Below are 16,800 nucleotides of genomic sequence, written 5' to 3'. Positions count from 1 at the left end.
CTACGCTCCCGTCATGCACAGCAGCACCTACCCCCAACGGTCGGCCGGCGGCGGCATTCGGCTCGGAGTCTTCGACACCTCCGCGCTCACCCAGGACGTCACCGCGGCGCTGAAGCGGGGCCAGCCGTCCTCGATCCTCGCCGGAATGCGGCACGGTACGCTGCGCGGCTTCATCCCGCACTACGTCTGGGCAGAGGTCCCGCGCGTTCTCGCCGACCTAAAAAACGAGGGCCGGTCCTTCGATCTCGCGGCGGCGGAGCGGCTGTGGTGGCAGCAGTACGTGCCGCTGCTGCACGTCGTAGACGTGAACGGACTGCCCATGACGGCGGCTGCCGACAAGCTTGCCCACGAGGACCTCAGCGACGTCGGCATCCTCCAGCTCGCCGGCGTACTCGCCCCTGTCGTCCTCCTGGCCGCCGACCGTGACCTGATCCGCCAGGGCGTCGCCGTGGCGGACTGGGAGGCGGTACGGGCTGTGCTGGGGCGGATCGGCAGGGCGGAGGCGGGCATGCAGGGCAGCACCACCACGATCTTTGGAGCCGGCTATGGCCTGGCCGGAGCCGCGCGGCTGGCACGCGCCCACCCGGTGGCCGCCACAGTGGCGGTTGCCGCCGCCGGCGCCTACGCGTACCGCAACCGCAGCCGGTTCTCCAGCGACACCCGTGCGAAACTCGCCCGGTTCGGCACGGAGGCCTTCAAGATCCTGGGCGAGCCGTTCGTCCAGCACGAGGTGCACGGGCGCGACTGGACCCAGGCACAGCGCGGCACCGCCGGAGACGACGTGCTGTCCCAGGTCGCCCGGTTGCTCGCTGGCGCGCCCGAGCCGATGAAGCGCACCGACATCCTCGCCGCGCTCCCCGCCGCGGTGCAGGAACCACACCGTCGGCAGATGGACGGCCTCGGTCGGCTGCTGCACCGTTTCCCCGCCTTCCACCAGATGGCACCCGGCCGATGGCAGCTCGGCAGGAGCAACATGCAGGTCACCCCTGCGCCGTGAGGTGGCAGCCACCAACGCCGTGATCCCTGGATTCCCGGGCCCGGGCCGCGCGCGGGGCAGTGCCCCGCGTCGTCGATACGATGCGGAACGGCTCCGTTCCCGGCAGCTGACATGCCGGGGACGGAGCTGCTCGCTATGCCTTGCCAGTCAGGCCATCGGCCCTTCAGCGCCGGTGCAGAGCAACACTCGCTGCTGCTGTGAGCCCGGATACGCCTATTGCTGAGGCAGTGGTGACGACGGCCGGCTCCTTCGGAAGGAGCACGGTCAGGACGACGGCTGCGGTGAGAGCAGTAACTGCGATCCCGAGAGCGATGATCACCGGGATCCAGTGAGAGTTTCCGCGACCGACGCTTTCTGTATCAGAGTGGAGATCATGCATGTCTTTTCCCTTGGCTCAGAGGTGTGCACGAATTCGCTGTCGAGCAAAGACTGAGCGGTAGCAGCCGCTCGGATCGTCTTTTCTGGTTTCTGCTTTCTCCCCTCGCCAGGCCAGTTGGAAACCATCCTGGCCAACGCGCGCACTTCGCTCGAAGTAAGGGACCTACTAGGGAAGTTGGTGTGTAACTCGCGACACATCCGGCCACTTTTCCAGGCTGGATATTCCTGCTGCCTCACCAGTTCCGAAACCGGAAGATCGGATTCGTGATCGAAGTGAAGAAAGCGCAAGAATAAGGGTGGAGTGATCAATGGAGTCACGGCCCACGGCCAATCACTACAACTTCGCGCCATCTTTGGGCAGTTCCTGAGGAGGTGGTTATGAGCCGCTCTCCGGCGGAGACAATTGAAGTGAAGTTGGTCGCCAACTCTGCAAACATGGTCAATTCGCTGTGGGGTTGGCTGCCAGTTCGCGTATCGCGGCCTTGGTCGACGACTCAGAAGTCCCACCCGGCATCAGAGCGCAACTCCAGCCGATCAGTTTGTACAGCGGGAGCGCCGTCTGGCGAATCTCAGGGTGATAAGCGCCTCTGTGGGTCCTTCTGCAAGCAACTGCTTGCAATTGCTTGCATGCGAGCCCACAGAGGGCCGATCAGCAGCGTCAGCCTCATTGGATCAGCTGAATCCAAGCCTGATCTGGACAGCTCGCATGGCTGTGACCTGCAGAGGCGCCAAGTCAAACGCTACAAATTCGATCCATCTATGGGGAGTTGTTTGGAAGTTGTTTTTAAATCGGTTCCAACTGGGGATAACAAGGTCAGAGTTGGTTTCCAACTCCGTCGGGATGGCGGAAGTTTGACTCCACTTCCGGTGGACCCCTTGGCTCAGAGGTGTGCCCGGCTCTGTAGCAGCAGAGCTGACCAGGTCGTCCAGTGGAAGCAGGGGTCATCGACACCGTCAGCCTGCTCTTGCCGGCGGCGGCTCCGTCACAGACGCGGCCGCCGCCGCTGCATTTACTGGTCCAAGTCGCGCTCCCCTGGCACCGGCCCCCAGGGACTCATTCCGCTCCCCTCCGTGGCGGGGGCGTCGTACGCGGGTCACCCCAACCAGACGATGCCCACGACGCACAGGCGTCCGGCCGGGCGGTTGATCCAGAAACCGCGGCGAGCCTTCCGACAGCGGCGGAGCGGACGTCCTCGCGGTCGCGGGCGTGCTCGTGCAACTCCTTGCTACCGGATCAGGGCATTGGCGACAGTGCGGGGGCCGGGGGCGACTGCTGAGCGAGGAAGTGGCCGTACGCGGTTTCGGCGAACCACCAGGCTTCGGCTGAATGCCGCTTCACCCTCCACGGCCGCGGCTCCGCCAACGTCTCCAGAGCCCCGTCGGGGTGCTGGAGGCAGACGCCGATGCCGTAGGAGCCGAACTCCAGCAGTTTCTCGGGGAAGTGCACGCTGGGGGCCCTGGTGACGATCACCCGGCGTGCGCAGATGGTCGTGAACTTGTCCACCGCGTCCAGGGCCAGTTGAGAGGCGCTCGCCGCCCGCACCGTGGCCAGCCGTACCCGGCAGGGCCGTGTGACGTGCCGGACGACCTGGCCGCCGGTGACCGTGCAGATTCCGGCCGGAACCCGCAAGACGTAGGCGCGCTGGTGATCGGTGAGCGCCGGGAGCGGGACAGGAAGGCCGTGCGGGAGCGCCATCAGTACATCCAGGCCGCCGAAACCGTGACCGGTGGCGACCCCCAGGCCGGCGGCGCGACGCCGTTCGTGCTCCGCGTCATCGATGTCGAGCTGTAGCTCTGCGACTCCGAAACCGGCGGGCGCGGGGACCGTTGCGAGCATCTCGTCTCCTTCCTACAGGATCAGGGCCAGGGCGAGGCCCACCGCGCGCAGACGGGTCTGGTCATCCTGCTGGTCCCAGGTCCCGGCGAGGTGCTCAAGGAGGTCGGCCGACGTGTCGAACACCACACGGTCCGGATCGTTGGCGTTGCGGGAGCGGAGCTGGCCGACAGCCCGGAGGATGTCGGCGACCGGGCCAGTAGGTTCCTCGACGCTGTCGGCGAGAGGGCGGGGGGTCACGGTCAGCTTCAGGGTGTACTCGTCGTCGGTGCGGGTGATCGCGGTGATGGTCTCGAGGCTGTCCGGGCCGAAGCCCTCCCGGGCGAGCTTTGCGTCGACGAAGTCCGGGTGGTTGCCGATCGCTGCGGCGACAGCGTCCCAGGCGTAGGCCTCGCCCTGGGGGCCGTCGTCGGGGACCGGCTCCACGCTGGTCAGGGACAGCGTGTGGCCGACACCGCCCGCGTCCCTGAACCAGACGGCCTTGTCGCCGGGCTCGACGTCGTCGACTTTCAGGATGTGCGGGCTGCGGCGCAGCGCTTCGGCGATGAGTTCGGGGCCGTGGTCGGCGGCGAGCAGCGGGCTCTTGGCCCGGTCGATTTTCGCTAATTCGGTGGGGTGCATGTTTTTTGCTTATTTGAGGTCGATGTCGATGTAATCAATGTCGTTGAGGGAGACATCTGAGAGTCCCATAGCGCGGCTTCCGCCGTCCTGGAAATAGACGTCCTTAAAGCCTTCGGCGATGATTTCACGCATCTGCTGGTCGCTGGCGCCCGTGTCGCGAGCCTCGAAGAGGCGCTGCGCGTACGCCGGGGGGAGGTGGACGGTGAGGCGTCGGAAGCGGCCGTCGTCGGTGGTGCCCACCGGCGCGGTGTACCCGAATCGGGCCCGGGTCTCCACCGTGACGCCGCCGGTGGCGGCGGCATGCTGGCGGCGGCGCTTGCGCACTCCGGGCTGCCAGCGGGCGCGCACCGCGCCGTCGATCTTCGCCGTGATGTCCTTCGGCGGGTGCTTGCGGGCGCCGCGCCGGTAGCGGTTGACCGAGTCGGCGGTGACGCCGATCTCCTCCGCTACGGCCTTCGCGCTGCCCAACTGCCGTACCAGAAAGTTGATCTGGCCCTTGAGCGTCTTGGGCGTTGCCTGGGTGAAGGTCTCTTGTTCGGCACGCGCGATGGCGTCGTCGATGTCTCCCACAGTTCAGCTCCCTTCGGGGGTCGGGTCCTGGCCGTCGGGGTCGACGAGCTGGAACCAGGTCTCACGCGTCTCGTGCAGGTCGTGCCGCCACAGCGCGAACCGCGGGGAGTTGCGGCGGGTGCGCATGGAGTACTGCAGGGCCTCCATGCGGGCCTCCAGCCGGTCCAGCGTCCGCTCCCGTTCGGCCTCGGCTTCGAGGCGCGAGGTGCCGGTGCCGACGTCGGCCACGGCTCTATTCGCCCCCGTCTAGAACGGCGTCGTGACCATCGCCCTTGATGTGCCGGGCCGGATTGTAGCCCTGCTCCATCAAGTCGACTGCCCACGCCATCTCCTGCACGCCCTCCAGCTTGGCCAGGCCGGGTGTCGGCCCGAGGCGGAAGGCGCCCGGCTGCGGCTTGCCGGAGGCCGCGTACGGCAGGAAGTCCAGCGGGCTGCTGCCGGGGCTCGGGTAGACGACGCAGTCGGACAGTACGGCGAGCGGATAGAACCCGGTCATCTTGGCCATGTTCAGCAACTTGCGGTGCATGTTGACCCGCGCCTTGGAGATGACGGCGGCGCGGATCCACGGCGCCCACGTGGGGCGCTGCATGGCCGGCCACGGCTCACCGTCGCGGTGGCCCTTGCCCTGCGGCCCCTCGAACAGCTTGCCGATCCCGCCCTTCACCGTCCCCTTGATCGCGGCCAGGACCGCCGTCAGGGCGGGGTCGATCTGCTTGTGCCGCTCCATCGCCGCGAGGAACTCGGTGTCGGACAAGTCCTTGGTGACACCGAGGTCGGCGAGGGTGTCGAGGTAGGCGGCCTTGAGCCGGTCGTGCCACGGATCCAGGTACGCGCCGGTCTCCCGGCGCAAATACGCCTCGATGGGCTGGACGTTGTAGCCGAGCTCCTGGGCGTAGGCGACGGTGTGTGTCTGGTACCAGGCCGGTTCCTCCGGGCGCTGCCCGGTCGGCGTGAACGGGCTGGGCAGGCGAGGGTCCAGCTCGATGTGGGACAGGTCGACCAGCCAGGAGCCGGGGATCTTCGGGTTGAACGCCGGAGCATGGAAGTGGTCCGGGGCGGACAGGCCCACGGTGAGCCGGGCCGCGGCGGCGAGGAACGCCGTGTTCAGGTCCAGGCCGACCGCATACGGCCGCGCGCACTCCTCATGGGTGAGCAGGTCCACCTCCCGCACCCACTCGTACGCCTCCTCCTTCAGGAACCCGCCCGTCCAGCCCTGCGCGACAGGGTGTTCGGGCCGGGCCTCCGGCGGCGCCGGGTCCACCGGCTCCGTCCCGAGCGAGCCCGGGTTGTGGCCGGAGGTCCAGTTGCCGGTGTCCTTGTCCTGCACGGCGCGGGTCGGCGGGCGCAGCGCGGTCATCAGCTCCAGCCCGTTGACCGCCGTGCCGCCGCGGGGTGTGATGACGCGCTGGGCGTACACACTTAGGACGCGTGCAATGTCGGCCGGCTCCATGTCCGCGACGCCGGGCCAGGACCGCCCGTCGAGTGCGTCCCACGGCAGGATCGCGAGCTGCACGCACTGCCGCTGGCTCCCCTGGGCCTTGCGGTAGATCCGGGCCCACGGGCCGAACCCGCGCCGGGTGAGCTGCCACTTCGCTTTGACGATCTGCTTGACGACCGGGTGGTCCTCCTCCAGGCGCAGGCCGCGGCGGTCCTCCAGACGCTCCGGCAGGCCGAACTTCACCGCGGCGGCCGCGGTGAGGACGATGAGCGGGTCGGAGTCCTTGCCGTTGCGGTTCAGGCGCGGCGCACCGAGTCGGGACTCCGTGAGTGTCCACTCCACCAGCTGCGGGATGGTGGTCGCGGGGCAGTCGAGCACGAGGCCGTTGACGCCGTATGCGCAGCCGTCACTGTCCAGGACCGCGAGCGGGCCGTGCGGGAAACGCGCGTCGGTAGCCACCTGCGCGGCGCGCTTCCGCCCCGGGCGGCGTGACGTCGCCGGGCGGACAGCGGGGCGCTGTGGCTCCGGCGCAGTCTCGGCGGCGAGTACCGGGGCAGTCTCCGCTTCCGGTTCGGGCACGGCGGGGCCGGTGAACGTCTCCGGCACCGGCTGTGGGACGGCCGGGGCGGGAGCCGGGGTGGCGCCGGACGCGGGGTACTTTGCTGCCCAGCCGCTCAGCAGCCGCTGGTACGCCTCCAGCCGCGGCGACTTCGGCTCGGAGCGGCCGTTCTCGTAGTTCTTCACGGACTGCGTCGACGTCTTCAATGCGGCCGCGAGGCGAGCCTGGGTGACGCCGGCCGCCTCACGCAGCCGGGCACGCTCCGCTGGTGGCGGGAGCTGTGGCTCTTCCTCCAGCAGTGCGTCCACCGACGCGAACAGCTCTTCCTCAGATGCCATTTGTCTCTACCTCCACCTCGAACACTAGCAGAATTTAGCCTCCCGTTTAACCTCTTCCTTTACTCGTTCAGGTGATGGGTGCGGCAGGAACCTGACGACGTCCAGACGGCAAGGAGATGCCCCTCCACCAGGCACTACGAGGCGACCCCTCCCGGAATGGTCACTCGTAAGGGTTAATGTGTCGGTTAAATATTGGGATAACTTCTGCTAGTGTCCAGGATGGAGGTAGCGACATGCCGACTCAGGACGAGCCGATCCGTTCGGCGGCCACCGCCCACAGCACCGCGTCACTACCGCCGGGCAGTGACGGCCCCGGCGCGGACGGCGGGATGGGGTGACGATGGGCGCGCGCCAGTTCAACAGCGATCCTTTCCACCGGATCTCCGAGTACCAGATGGCCGGTGTGAACGCCCGGGCCCAGGTCCACGCGGTCCTGGCAGCCGCGGGCCTGAGCGCCGAGGCAGCCGACGAACTCATGTGTGCCATCGAGGCCGGCGCGGTAGCCGGGGCCCAGCGCCAGTTAGTCGAGCGGGCCGGGTCGGCTCCCTCCGAGCGGCGCGAGTGCGACGACTTGGTGGACGCCGCCGACTTCCTCTGCCAGCAGCACGGGATCGCAGCCTCCACCCGGCAGTTCCTCACACACCAGTTGCGACGGCAGGCAGCCGCACAGCCAACCCCCGCCAGCACACGGACAGGTGAGGAAGGCGAGACTCCCCCGGAACTGGTCGAACAGGCGCTCGCCGCCTGCGAGCAGCACTACGCGGCGGTGACCGCCACCAGCTCCCAGCAATGGGACACAGAGCTGTCTCGAGAGCTCGTGGGGATCGCGCTGCGGACCGTGCGCCTGGCGGAGCGGGCCGACTATCCGCAGGCGCTGGAGAAGTACCTGCGGGAGAACCGCGAGCGACTCCAGCGGCTGTGGCACCGATACGGGCCCAGCGGCACGTTCGCGCAAGAGCTCGTTCTCATCAACCTGCCCGCGTGCTTCGCACTGTGCGAGAGGATCGACAGCGCTCCGATGTGGCTGGACGGCATGTGGGATCAAGAGGGCCATGAGGAGACCACGCTGGAGCGGCTCCACGACGCCTGGTTGTACGACACACGAGACCGAGAAGGGGACGGCCGGTGACCGGGATTAAGCTGCGTGACCACCAGGTCGAGGCCGTGGCCGCGATCGTGCGAGGGCTCGACATCTCGCCCGGCGGGATCCCCCCGAACGGCCTGCGGGGGCAGGTGAACGCCGCATGCGGGACGGGAAAGACCATCATCTCCGCCGCGGCGGCCAAGCGGATCGCGCCCAAGGGACGGGTCCTAGTTCTGGTGCCGACGCTGGACCTGCTGACCCAGACCGTGCGGGCGTGGCGCGCGGCCGGCCACAAGGGCACGGCCGTGGCGGTGTGTTCGCTCCACGACGACCCCGAACTGTGGACACTGAAGGTCCGGTGCACCACCAACCCGATCCAGCTGTCGCTGTGGCACGGCGACGGGCCCGTCACCATCTACGCGACGTACGCCTCGCTCGGCGTCCTGGCGGAAGCCTTCGCAGGCGCCTACGGCCAGCAACTGGACCCGATGGACCTGGTGTGTGTGGATGAAGCGCACCGGACCAGCGGCTCGATGGGGAAAGCATGGGCCGCCGTCCACGACCAGGAGATCATCCCGGCGGCGCGGCGGCTGTATCTGACGGCGACCCCCAGGATCTGGCAGGAGCGCCCCCCGCACTGGGAGGTCGCCGAAGGCGTCCGTGACGCGCTGCCGCAGGAGATGGCGGCCTCCATGGACGACGAAGACGTCTTCGGGCCCGTGCTCTACAAGCTCTCCCTGGCATCGGCGGTGTCCCGCGGGCTGCTCGCCCGGTACCAGATCATCGTCATGGAACTGAGGGACCCGGTCGTCACGCCGGAGCGGCTGATGGGCGAGGAACGGCGCAGCGAAGAGGTGCGCGGACAGCGGCTCGGAGCGCTCCACGCCGCGCTGCTGCGGACCATGGCCGAACACAGCCTCAGCACGTGCATCACCTTCCACCACCGGACGATCGAGGCACAGGCCTACGCGGAGGGCCTTGAGCGCGTCGCGGCGAAACTGCACGCCGACCAGCCGGAGAGGTATCCGGCGAGGATCTGGGCCGACTGGCTGTGCGGCGAGCACGAAGCGGAGCACCGGCGCTCGGTGCTGGGCGAGTTCGGCATCACCGCCCTGCGGGCGGTGCTCTCCAACTGCCGGGTCCTGGGTGAGGGCGTCGACATCCGGGCCGTGGACAGTGTCGCTCTGCTGGACCCCAAAGGGGCACCCCACGACATCGTCCAGGCCATCGGCCGCGCTCTGCGGCAAAAGCCCGGACAGAGGAAGCTGGCCTCGCTGATCGTGCCCGTGTTCCTCCAGCCGGGAGAGGAGCCGGAGGACATGTTCACCTCCGCCTCCTACCGGCCCCTGGTGCAAGTTCTTCAGGGACTGCGGGCGCACGACGAAGAGGCCGTGGAACTGCTCGCCATCCCGCAGGAGCCGCAGAAGGCCGACGTGCAGCCGTCCACCTACATCGGCACGCCACCGGAGGAAGACGAGGACGAATCCCGTCTGCTGCTGCGCTTTGCCGCCCCGCGTGACCCGAACATGATCGCCGACTGGGTGTCCTTCAACGTCATCGACACCGAACGCCAGGACTGGGCCCGCGGCTGGGCAGCGCTCAAAAGGTTCACCGACCGCGAGGCCCACGCCAGGGTGCCCTACGGCCACAAGGAAGGCGCCTACCCGCTCGGGCAGTGGATCGCCGAGCAGCGGCGGGCGTACGGGGCCGGGCAGATGAACGGCCTGCGCGCCCGACGGCTGGAGAAGCTGGGCATGGTGTGGTCCGTCGCCGACGAACGCTTCCAGGAGAACCTGGCGGCGGCCCGCGCCTACTTCGAGGACCACTGGACGCTGTGCGCGCCCCGGGACGCGACGACGCTGGACCGCCAGGTGGGCCAGTGGCTGTCCAACCTCCGACGACCCGGTGTGCTGGACGAACACCCCGAGTGGGATGCCGCGTTGAAGGCGATCGACCCGGACTGGAACCCGGACTGGCCGACGGTCTGGCAGCGGCATTTCGCAGCGGTGCGCGAGATGCTCGTGGAGGAGAGCGCGCTCGCGTACGTGGAGCCGGGCGTCACGGTGCACGGATTGGACGTCGGCCGCTGGCTCCACAAGCAGCGCCGGCACACGGTGTGGCAGGAGCTGATGGACGGGCAGCGCGAGCGCCTGGAGCAACTCGGCATCACGCCGCTGGCCCCGGGACCGGAAGAGCCCCCGAAGCCGTCCACGACATCCGTGGGGGCTTTCGAGCGGGGTGTTGCGGCCCTGGCACAGTACAAGGCCCGGGAGGGCTCCGTGATCGTCCCCAGGGCGCACGTAGAGCGGCTGGAGGACGGCACGGAGGTCAAGCTCGGGGTGTTCCTGAGCAACAGCAGGAGCAGGCGCGGGAAGCTCACCGCGGACAGGCTCCGGCAGCTGGCGGACCTCGGGCTGGAGTGGGCAGCCGCGTAACGGCGTCGCAGACACCGCAAGGAGCCATGCCGAGAGTAGTCGGCGCGGCCCCTTTGTGTTGTGGTCACCGCCACTTGGGCGGGAGGACGAGTGTGATCTCGCCGGCCGTGGTCTTGAGGGTGAGGGTGCTCTGCCCGCGGCCGATCGCGCGGTCGATCTTCTTGATCTCTGCCCAGGTGAACCCGAGACGGCGGTACTTGTTCCGCTGCTTCGGCCGCATGTGCTGGATGTCTTCTTTCGAGGCCGTGGTCATCCCTGGATGCCATGACCGGGCCGGCCCGCTAGTCATCTTTGGCACGGGGGTCACCTCTCACCCATACCGGCGGGGCGTTGTCCGCGTACTGCTCCCGGTCCCGTGGTTGAAGCGGGGTGTCCCTCGCGGGAATGATCGCCCTGGCGGGCCGTTCGATCGGAGCCTTGACCACCTTGTGCTGGGGCGGCTGGGGCCGTCGGACAGCCCGGTCCGGCTGAAGTAGGTAGTCGGGGACTTCACCGGCCCGGATACGAGCGGCACGAGCCTTCGCAGCTGCTTTGGCCGCAGCCTTCCGTGCCCGCCTGGCCTCGCGAGATTCCTTCGGCATGGAAGCAGCGTAGGCCTGGCCAGGCGGCTGCGGAACCGTCCGAGGAAGCATGGCGGCCCGTCCGCGCACCAGCTTGTCAGGCGCGGGAGGCCCGCATCGTCAAAGACGTTGCGGCGGGTCGGGCCCTGGGGATAGTTCTCATGCATGTTGATGCGATCACGGCGCTTGGAAGATCTGTTCGGAGCGCGGCTGGATGACTTGAGCTACCAAGACGTCAAGGGCCTGGTGGGAAACCCTGAGGCAGCCGAAGCGGAGGATCTCGACTACAAGAAGTCCCACTACGGATCCGACGACAAGGGCAAAGAGGAGCTGGCCAAGGACGTTGCCGCTCTTGCCAACCACCAAGGCGGTGTCCTCGTTCTCGGCGTGGCGGAGGCCAGGGGCGTGCCGAGCCAGGTCTTCGACGTCGACCTCGATGACCACCATCTGAGGCGTATGCGTCAGGTGATCGCGAACAACACGGCCCCGCCGGTCCCCTACGAGACGATCCCCGTCCCGAACCCCGACGCTCCTGGCACTGGCTTCCTGCTCCTGGCCGTTCCTCGCAGCCCGCAGGCTCCTCACGCCGTGACCGCCCCTCCGACGAAAGCGTCGAAGGACGTCCTTCGCTACCCCAGGCGCGGTGGGAGCCAGACCGACTGGCTCACCGAAACGGTGGTGGCCACTGCCTACCGCGCCCGGTACACAGCAGCAGCCGCCCGCGACGAGCGGCTGACCGATGTGGAGAGCGACATCGTCCTGTCCGTCGTGGAGCGTGACACTCCGCAGCTCATCGTGGCCCTGGTCCCGGAGGTCCCGGGCGACATGGTCATCAACGCCGGCACCTTCGAACGGAACCGGGTCGAGCTTCTGGGCACGGAGTTCCACCTCGGGCAGGACCACCCGCTGTTCAACCACGTCACCGTTGGAGCGCGCCGGCTGATTGCCCAGGAGGACAGGGGCAACCAGGGAGCACGGGCGGAACTGCATCGTGACGGCAGCGCAGCCACCGTTCTTCCGCTCCACAGACACCAGTCGGCAATCAGGGGCGATGAAGTCGATCTGCAGTTCGTCGAACCGGGAGAAGTCGTCTACCAGCTGCTGTGCGCGCTGCCGTTCCTGGCCGGCCATGCCCGCGACCGGACTGCGGCCAGCGGGACAGCCGCGGTCAAGGCCGTACTGGTGAACGACATCGGTTCCCATCCCGACGCCACCATGCATACGCTCGCGGAGTACCGCGATCCGGTGCCCATGACCGTCGATCGCCTGCATCGCGACACTGGGCGACGCCTGCCGACCAGCACGCAACCATGCGAGTACGCCTACTCCGAAGCCACCGTGCTGATCGATGATGTGGCAGATCACGGCAGGGGCCTGCTCCAGGCCACCGCTGTCCTGGCCGACGAACTCCTTCACGCCTACGGCATCCCAGAGACGGGGCTGATCACCCCTGACGGAGAACTCCACACCGACGGCTTCACCGATCGCAACCGAGGCGCCCTCACGGTCTGGGCGCGGCAGCACGACCTCATCGAAGAAACATGAGTACCTGTTCCTGAAGCCGCCATGACAGACGACCCCGCCACCTGCCCGCTGTCAAGGATCCTTGACAGCGGCTTGGGTGAGCCGTCAAGCTGAGGCTTGTCAAGGAGTCTTGACATGGGAGGGGTGACGGACCTTATGCAGGGACAGCCGGACAGCGACGGTGTGGCGTCGCCGGAGACCGGACCACCGGCAATGCCGATCGAGTTGAGTGAGGCACTGGCTGCCGTCCGGCAGCAGGTCGCGGCCGTCGGTCTGGATAACCCACTGGCCGCGCTGGCCGCGCTCGCGACCCTAGAACGGCAGGTCGCCGACCAGATGCCTCCCGCAGCGCGGTTCGCCCGCAGTGCTGGTGTGAGTTGGGATGCTGTCGGCCGTGCCCTCGGAGTCTCCCGTCAGGCAGCGCACCAGCGCCTGGCCAAGCATGCCGACTGATGAACTGACCACGGGATCACGGGAGTTCGTGGGAAAGTGGGCTCCCGGACCCTGCCCGGGGCCCCGGGCAGGTCTGGGTGGAGTTGCCGACCGTGAACTTGAGAATGATCAGTCCCGGTTGGCCTCGCCGGAGGCGGGCTGTCCGCTCCTGCGGGAGGACCGGCGGGTGATGCGCCTGGTCATCAGCGTGATCGCGGCCCAGGTGATCAATGATTCCGAGTGCTGGATGAGCCGTTCATAGTCCCGGGCATGACGGCGGGCGTGCATGATCCAGGCGAGCGAGCGTTCGACAACCCAGCGGCGGGGCAGGATGACGAACCCAACGGCGTCCTTCGGACGGCTGTGGGGTGGCGCTCTGGGTCACAAGGAGGTCTGTTCCCACTCCCAGGGCTTGGCGTGAATCTTCTGCAGCAGTCCGGCGAAGGCATCGCCGTCGAAGAGCAGGCCGTTGTACTCCAGCGGGATCCGCTTGCCGTTGATCACAGCGGTGGGCGTCCCGGGGCCTTCTGGATCCTCGGCGCCCCCGGCCCGTTCGTACGCTTTTTCGGAGGCGGCCACGAAGGAGCGGTACTTCATGCTCTTCACGGCCGCGTTGAACTCCGGGCCGCGCAAACCCTCCACCTCGCCGGCCAGTTCCAGCAGATAGGCGTCGGTGTAGCCGTCGACGCTCTCCTCGGGCTGGTTGGCGTAGAGCACCTCGTGGTACTCAACGAACTTGCCCTCCTCCAGCGCGGCGCGCAAAGCATTGACCGCCTTCTTCGACCCGCTGCCGCCGACCCGGTCGTCCAGGAAGGAGGCCAGGGTGTACTCGGTTCTCACCCTGCGGTCGAGCATCGCTTCCCGCAGCTTCGGAGAGCCGCCGGTGGTCTCGAACTCCTCGCAGTACGGGCAGCGCGGATCCTCATACAGGCGCACGGTCATCTTCGCGTCCGGGTCACCCACCAGAATGGTGGTGCCGTCCCTGTGGAGCGTCTCCGGCAGCTTCTCCGCGCTCTCGAACCTGGGCTTGGCCTCCGCCGCCCGCTGCCCGCACCCCGCCACCATCAGCACCGCGGCCGCGCACAGCACAGCCCACCGCCCCCTACACACCATGCGCAATCCCTCCCCAGAGAACAGCGAGACCTTAGATCATCAGCATGGCAAACGCACAGCAAATTCCACTTCCACGGCCCACGACACGCCCGCTCACCACACGGCACCATGCCCGGTCCAACTGCCCTCCCTCAGTACCGCGTTGACGCAATCCGTGGCCTCCCTGCCACGTCCGTGTAGAACGAGTGGGTGATGAGCCCCCACCCGTACTGCCGTCCCGCAGCGTGCCGATGCCCCACGCGCGCAGTCTCAGAGCGTTCCCCCGGCCGCGGACGCCGTCCCTGCGGGGTGTTTCGGCCAGCAGCACCTGGAGCAGCGGCTTCTGCGCAGAGCCGACGGAATTCTCACAGGCCAGGCGGGGCGGTTGCGTATGTTGACTTGGGCGCCGACGCGTCAGGAGTCAGTCTTCTCCGCGATCCAGCGCTCCAGCGCTGCCTGTTCATCGGTCGAGGCGTGCCTGCGGGCGTAGCCGCGGACGACGTCGTAGAGGCGGCCCTGGAGCTCCCCGTACTCGTCGAAACGGCGCAGGACGGCGCGGGAGAACTCACCGATGGAGACGTCGTCGTGCTCGTCAGCCTTGGCAGCGGTGCCGTGGAAGGCAGCAACGACGAGCAGGCGCGCGGTAGCTTCGTCGTCGGGACTCGCGTACACGGCCACCCCCGTCCCCGCCTCCCGGCAGAGATCTGAGCTTATCGCTCACTGGCCTGCGTCCTCCGGCGTTGCCAAGACGGCATCTGCCGATGGGCCTCGACGTCAGCGACGCGCAGAGCCGCAGTGACGAGGAACTGTCGGCAGAACTCGAACTCTTCGCGATCCGCGACCTGCCCTCGTTCCTCGTCACGCAGCGCCGCCTCGGCGTCCTTGTCCTTGTCGTGGTACCGGATGCTGGGCAGTAGGTCCCAGAAGCGCCTGTACTGGTTCACGTCCAGGCCCAGAGCCATGATCCGCATCGCGTCCTGCATCTCAACGACGGCTTCGCTCACCTGTCCGAGGCGAGCACCAAGTCGTGCCGTTCGGTGGTCACCGAACCTGCGAAAGGCACTCTCCAGGCTCCTGGAGAAGAACGATTCTTTGCTCAGCGGCGGTCCGAAGTCGCGCACGGCTCGGCTCTGCATGAGCACCGCGTAGGCGTATGACAGCGACATCATGGCGAGGGCCAGAGACCCGTCCGAGGCTCGCCTGCTCGCCTCCTTGGCCTCGGCGCGTACCTCGTCCTGCGGGATTACATCGGACATGTCGATGGAGTCGAAGGGCAGGCCGTCGAAGACGCGCGGCACGTTGTCGTCGAAGAACGCAGCGACGTCGGCCCGGGCCTGATCCAGAACATCGGGCGTGGGCATGTTCCCGGCGTGCTTCAGTCCGTTCCGGTGGTCGTTCAAGCGCCGCATTCCAGCGAGACCGCTCAAGTGGACGCCGTTGGGCGCTTTCTTCAGCCGATCCCAGTAGTCGAGGAAGTTGGTCTTCTTGTCGAGCTGGGCGCGCAGGTGGTCGCCGACGAGGACAAGGAACAGCTCCACCGAGTCGTGGAAGAACAGCAGCGCGGGCGCGTTCAGCGGAGCAGGCAGCCGCGACTGTTGCACGCCCTGCTCGTAGACCATTCGCAGGAAAGCCAGCCGCTTTGCAGTCTGCGGGTCGAGCGCGGTCGTCATCGTGATCCCCCCACCAGTGTGAAGGATCAACCGTATCGGCCCCACTGACAACGCAGGGCTGGCTGCTTGAGGTGCTGGGGTTGCGATAGATGGCACCGGTCGAGGTGGATGACACTGGTGCCTCGGCGGCTCGGCCGTCAGGAGGCGCGGGGCCGTTGACCAGCAGGGCACATTGGTCCCGGTGACAGATGGGCCGGCCAACGCGAGCGAGTGTCAACAACGATGCCCAAATGGCGCTATCTATCGCGACCGCCACGGCGCGGTGGCGAGAAGGTTCCGGGATCCGAGGCCGTCCTCTGGACGCTGCCCCGGAAGGAAATCGTCGGCGTGGAGACCAAGCGGTTCAGCATGGCCGAGTCCGACTTCAAGATCTCCTTCCGGGATGGGTCGTGGGCCCGGCTGACGACGAATTCGTCGGACGGTGCGCGCAGGATCGCGGCTCTCCTCGGCTAGAGGTCGCTTCCTTCGGCTCCTGTCCGCCTGCCGTGCGCACCAGGACCGGCACGACTGGCGTTCGTACGCGGTGCGACGCCTTCTAAACTTTCGTGTCATGCCTTCTCCATCCCCTCATGCCACTGTGCTCAATGCCGGCCGCCGAACCGTGCTGGGCCTCTTGATTGCGGCTGCCATCCCGCTTCTCCTGGGGGTCGCGGGGGTGGCCGGACTGGTGACGGGCCGGGTCTCCGCAGCGGTAGTGGTCATGGTGGGGGTTGGCGCGCTCGGCGTGCTGATGCTGGTGGTGGCGTGGCGGCAGCGGCATCAGAAGATCGCCGCGGACCACATGGGACTGTGGGTGCACAACGGCCGTGCCATGCAGGTCATCCCGTGGGAATCAGTGGCCGGCATCGGCGTGTACTACACCGCACAGGCCGTATCACTGGAAGTGGTCCCCCGCGGCCCGGCCGATGACCGCGACCCCGTCCTGCGTGCCCTGATCCGCGATGACGAACCTGTGGCACCACAACTGCCCCGAGTCCGCTACCGCATCCCCCTGCCCCAGGTCGGATGGCGCACCCTGGCGGAGGCGGTCCGGCGCCACAGCGAACCCCACCCCTCCGTCCTATGGTGCGGTCAGATCAGCTACAACCCGGTCATGGGGGCTCTCGCCCGACGGCGCCCTGACCGCACCTGACGGGCCCCACGCCAGGTGCCGTCGGCAACGGGTGTGCCCGGGCGTCATCCGCCCGGCACCAAGGCCCAGTTGGGCCGCCATCCTCGCGCCGGCCCGTCCGGCCAGTGCGAGCCCGATACGCTCCAGGACGCGGTCG

Annotated in this window: 17 protein-coding genes; 7 read left to right on the top strand and 10 right to left on the bottom strand. The window is 67.9% G+C overall.

Annotation, left to right across the window (positions count from 1 at the left end; translation table 11 throughout):
- Positions 1-13: 13 nt before the first annotated feature.
- Complete coding sequence (locus ACFWXQ_RS43845; protein WP_383956938.1) at positions 14-997, top strand: PIN domain-containing protein; 984 nt, start codon at positions 14-16, stop codon at positions 995-997.
- Positions 998-2,609: 1,612 nt separating this feature from the next.
- On the opposite strand, the gene ACFWXQ_RS43840 is transcribed toward ACFWXQ_RS43845, so the two are convergent.
- From ACFWXQ_RS43840 to tap, 5 genes are read right to left on the bottom strand one after another with little or no spacing between them, the layout of a single operon-like run.
- Positions 2,610-3,212: a hypothetical protein gene (locus ACFWXQ_RS43840; RefSeq protein WP_383952582.1), complete on the bottom strand. Its 603-nt coding sequence runs from the start codon at positions 3,210-3,212 to the stop codon at positions 2,610-2,612.
- Between the two features lie 12 nt (positions 3,213-3,224).
- Positions 3,225-3,830, bottom strand: a complete 606-nt coding sequence (locus tag ACFWXQ_RS43835; RefSeq protein ID WP_383952584.1) for a hypothetical protein — start codon at positions 3,828-3,830, stop codon at positions 3,225-3,227.
- Positions 3,831-3,839: 9 nt separating this feature from the next.
- Positions 3,840-4,400, bottom strand: coding sequence for a telomere-protecting terminal protein Tpg (gene tpg, locus ACFWXQ_RS43830; RefSeq protein ID WP_383952586.1), 561 nt, complete (start codon positions 4,398-4,400; stop codon positions 3,840-3,842).
- 3 nt (positions 4,401-4,403) lie between these two features.
- Positions 4,404-4,628: a hypothetical protein gene (locus ACFWXQ_RS43825; protein WP_383952588.1), complete on the bottom strand. Its 225-nt coding sequence runs from the start codon at positions 4,626-4,628 to the stop codon at positions 4,404-4,406.
- 4 nt (positions 4,629-4,632) lie between these two features.
- Entirely contained in the window at positions 4,633-6,735 is a 2,103-nt protein-coding gene (gene tap, locus ACFWXQ_RS43820) for a telomere-associated protein Tap (RefSeq protein ID WP_383952590.1), read from the bottom strand.
- 340 nt (positions 6,736-7,075) lie between these two features.
- Here tap and ACFWXQ_RS43815 point away from each other — a divergent pair, with 340 nt between their 5' ends.
- Complete coding sequence (locus tag ACFWXQ_RS43815; RefSeq protein ID WP_383952592.1) at positions 7,076-7,864, top strand: hypothetical protein; 789 nt, start codon at positions 7,076-7,078, stop codon at positions 7,862-7,864.
- Entirely contained in the window at positions 7,861-10,254 is a 2,394-nt protein-coding gene (locus tag ACFWXQ_RS43810; RefSeq protein ID WP_383952594.1) for a Helicase associated domain protein, read from the top strand. The genes ACFWXQ_RS43815 and ACFWXQ_RS43810 overlap by 4 nt, the downstream gene beginning before the upstream one ends.
- 64 nt (positions 10,255-10,318) lie before the next feature.
- On the opposite strand, the gene ACFWXQ_RS43805 is transcribed toward ACFWXQ_RS43810, so the two are convergent.
- Positions 10,319-10,507: a hypothetical protein gene (locus ACFWXQ_RS43805; protein ID WP_383952596.1), complete on the bottom strand. Its 189-nt coding sequence runs from the start codon at positions 10,505-10,507 to the stop codon at positions 10,319-10,321.
- Between the two features lie 526 nt (positions 10,508-11,033).
- On the opposite strand from ACFWXQ_RS43805, the gene ACFWXQ_RS43800 reads away from it, so the two are divergent.
- Complete coding sequence (locus ACFWXQ_RS43800) at positions 11,034-12,359, top strand: helix-turn-helix domain-containing protein (RefSeq protein ID WP_383952598.1); 1,326 nt, start codon at positions 11,034-11,036, stop codon at positions 12,357-12,359.
- A gap of 114 nt (positions 12,360-12,473) precedes the next feature.
- Complete coding sequence (locus ACFWXQ_RS43795; protein ID WP_383952600.1) at positions 12,474-12,791, top strand: hypothetical protein; 318 nt, start codon at positions 12,474-12,476, stop codon at positions 12,789-12,791.
- A gap of 108 nt (positions 12,792-12,899) precedes the next feature.
- Here ACFWXQ_RS43795 and ACFWXQ_RS43790 read toward each other — a convergent pair whose 3' ends face one another.
- The 4 genes from ACFWXQ_RS43790 to ACFWXQ_RS43775 form a co-directional block, all read right to left on the bottom strand.
- Complete coding sequence (locus tag ACFWXQ_RS43790) at positions 12,900-13,058, bottom strand: hypothetical protein (RefSeq protein ID WP_383952602.1); 159 nt, start codon at positions 13,056-13,058, stop codon at positions 12,900-12,902.
- 93 nt (positions 13,059-13,151) lie between these two features.
- Positions 13,152-13,883: a DsbA family protein gene (locus ACFWXQ_RS43785; protein ID WP_383952604.1), complete on the bottom strand. Its 732-nt coding sequence runs from the start codon at positions 13,881-13,883 to the stop codon at positions 13,152-13,154.
- Positions 13,884-14,276: 393 nt separating this feature from the next.
- A complete protein-coding gene (locus tag ACFWXQ_RS43780) occupies positions 14,277-14,534 on the bottom strand; it encodes a hypothetical protein (protein WP_383952606.1) in 258 nt (85 codons plus the stop codon).
- 38 nt (positions 14,535-14,572) lie between these two features.
- The gene (locus tag ACFWXQ_RS43775) at positions 14,573-15,532 is read right to left on the bottom strand and encodes a hypothetical protein (protein WP_383952607.1); all 960 of its coding nucleotides are present in this window, start codon (positions 15,530-15,532) and stop codon (positions 14,573-14,575) included.
- Positions 15,533-15,859: 327 nt separating this feature from the next.
- Between ACFWXQ_RS43775 and ACFWXQ_RS43770 the strand changes: the two genes are divergently transcribed.
- Together ACFWXQ_RS43770 and ACFWXQ_RS43765 are read left to right on the top strand one after the other, a co-directional pair.
- The gene (locus ACFWXQ_RS43770) at positions 15,860-15,985 is read left to right on the top strand and encodes a hypothetical protein (protein ID WP_383952609.1); all 126 of its coding nucleotides are present in this window, start codon (positions 15,860-15,862) and stop codon (positions 15,983-15,985) included.
- 97 nt (positions 15,986-16,082) lie between these two features.
- On the top strand, positions 16,083-16,664 hold the full coding sequence (locus tag ACFWXQ_RS43765; RefSeq protein ID WP_383952611.1) for a hypothetical protein: 582 nt from the start codon (positions 16,083-16,085) through the stop codon (positions 16,662-16,664).
- Positions 16,665-16,800: the final 136 nt, after the last annotated feature.

It is taken from the genome of Streptomyces sp. NPDC058697 (assembly GCF_042715345.1).
Taxonomy (GTDB): domain Bacteria; phylum Actinomycetota; class Actinomycetes; order Streptomycetales; family Streptomycetaceae; genus Streptomyces; species Streptomyces liliifuscus.
This window is presented reverse-complemented; position numbering and strand designations above follow the sequence as displayed.

Bases quoted from the DNA above. Each gene is read 5' to 3' on its own strand.
- ACFWXQ_RS43845 (WP_383956938.1), top strand. From the start codon at position 14: ATGCACAGCAGCACCTACCCCCAACGGTCGGCCGGCGGCGGCATTCGG.
- ACFWXQ_RS43840 (WP_383952582.1), bottom strand. From the start codon at position 3,212: ATGCTCGCAACGGTCCCCGCGCCCGCCGGTTTCGGAGTCGCAGAGCTA.
- ACFWXQ_RS43835 (WP_383952584.1), bottom strand. From the start codon at position 3,830: ATGCACCCCACCGAATTAGCGAAAATCGACCGGGCCAAGAGCCCGCTG.
- tap (WP_383952590.1), bottom strand. From the start codon at position 6,735: ATGGCATCTGAGGAAGAGCTGTTCGCGTCGGTGGACGCACTGCTGGAG.
- ACFWXQ_RS43815 (WP_383952592.1), top strand. From the start codon at position 7,076: ATGGGCGCGCGCCAGTTCAACAGCGATCCTTTCCACCGGATCTCCGAG.
- ACFWXQ_RS43805 (WP_383952596.1), bottom strand. From the start codon at position 10,507: ATGACCACGGCCTCGAAAGAAGACATCCAGCACATGCGGCCGAAGCAG.
- ACFWXQ_RS43795 (WP_383952600.1), top strand. From the start codon at position 12,474: ATGGGAGGGGTGACGGACCTTATGCAGGGACAGCCGGACAGCGACGGT.
- ACFWXQ_RS43790 (WP_383952602.1), bottom strand. From the start codon at position 13,058: ATGCACGCCCGCCGTCATGCCCGGGACTATGAACGGCTCATCCAGCAC.
- ACFWXQ_RS43785 (WP_383952604.1), bottom strand. From the start codon at position 13,883: ATGGTGTGTAGGGGGCGGTGGGCTGTGCTGTGCGCGGCCGCGGTGCTG.
- ACFWXQ_RS43775 (WP_383952607.1), bottom strand. From the start codon at position 15,532: ATGACGACCGCGCTCGACCCGCAGACTGCAAAGCGGCTGGCTTTCCTG.
- ACFWXQ_RS43765 (WP_383952611.1), top strand. From the start codon at position 16,083: ATGCCTTCTCCATCCCCTCATGCCACTGTGCTCAATGCCGGCCGCCGA.